Origin of the sequence: Glycomyces sp. NPDC021274 (assembly GCF_040641195.1) — a bacterium.
Classification (GTDB): Bacteria; Actinomycetota; Actinomycetes; order Mycobacteriales; family Micromonosporaceae; genus Glycomyces.
Genome location: NZ_JBFADC010000088.1, coordinates 1 through 1,240 on the forward strand (window position 1 = coordinate 1; position 1,240 = coordinate 1,240).

1 protein-coding gene is annotated in these 1,240 nt (G+C 71.5%); it reads right to left on the bottom strand.

Going from position 1 to position 1,240, the window contains the following annotated elements; all coding sequences use genetic code 11:
* Positions 1 to 1,240: ricin-type beta-trefoil lectin domain protein (locus AB0I03_RS26785; protein ID WP_360417408.1), on the bottom strand; the 1,240-nt coding region annotated here is incomplete at both ends.

Genomic DNA, 1,240 nt, shown 5'->3' on the forward strand with positions numbered 1-1,240 from the left:
GCCGCGCCCGAGCAGTTCCACAGCACCAGCCCGGCGCCGGCCTCGTAGCGGGCCCCCGGCACGTCCAGGCACCGGGCCTGAGTCAGCTGCACATGCAGCGACTTGCGGTCCTGGTCGTACCACCAGCCCTGGTTGCGCTGCCCGTTGCAGTCCCAGCCGCCGACCGCGGTGCCGTTGCGGGACAGCCCGCCGGTGGCGTCCAGGCAGGTGCCGGTCGCGGCGTTCTTCAGCGGCCGGTAGGCGTCGTCCCAGGCGCCCGGATACAGCTTGGGCTGCCCGGTGTTCGCCGGGTCGGTGCAGGACGCCTCGCGCAGCTGCGGCGCCGCGTACAGCTGGGTCAGGCAGGACGCGAACGCGCCGTGCCCGCGGGCGTTGGGGTGGAAGGACTGGCGGACCGAATTGGCGTCCGGCGGGAAGGGGTTGGAGATGTTCACGTACAACCCGCGGGCCCAGGTCTCCGACATGCACACCTCGTGCCCGTGGAAGAGCCGCGAGGAGTCGAGGTAGGTGGCACCGGTGTCCTGTGCGATCTTCCGCATGCCCCGCTCGAAGGTCGGTACCGCCGTGTTGCGCCCCCATCCGGCGTCCGAGGTGTACCCGGTGCAGCCGCCCGGGATCTTCCCCGGGTACTGGGGGTTGTCCTCGACGTCCGGACCGATCGGGCTCGGGTACGACATCACCACGAGGCGGTAGTCGCCGTCGGCGTACCCCGCGTCCCGCATCACGGTCCGCAGGTCCCGCACCGTGGCCTCGACCTTCGGCACCAGCCCATCGACCCGCGCCTGCCATCCCGGCTGGTACTTGGGCTCGCAGGTCCCCTGGAGCAGGAACCAGCGCTCGACGCAGTCCGTCATCACCGGCCCGAACTGGAGGTCGTCGTTGGCCCCGGCGACCAACAGCACCATTTTCAGCCGGGTGTTGCGCGCCGCGATCGCCAGGCTGTCGCTCTGCACCAGTTCATCGGCGTACTGCTTGCTGCCGCCGATCCGGATGTTGCCGGTGTACGCCCCCGAGCACGCCGCGTTGTACGTCACGTCCGCGGCGATCCCGGTCCGGTGGATCGCCGAGTCCGGCGACCGGTGGCACCAGTTGGTGGGCCCGTCGGTGCCCGGCTCGTACGTCCCGACGCCCTCGCCGGAGATCTCGCTGTCGCCCAGCGAGATCAGCGAGGTCTTCCGGTCGGCGAGCGGCCGCACGGCGGCGTCGCCGTACAGCTTGGTCGCCTCCCGCGCCCGGATCC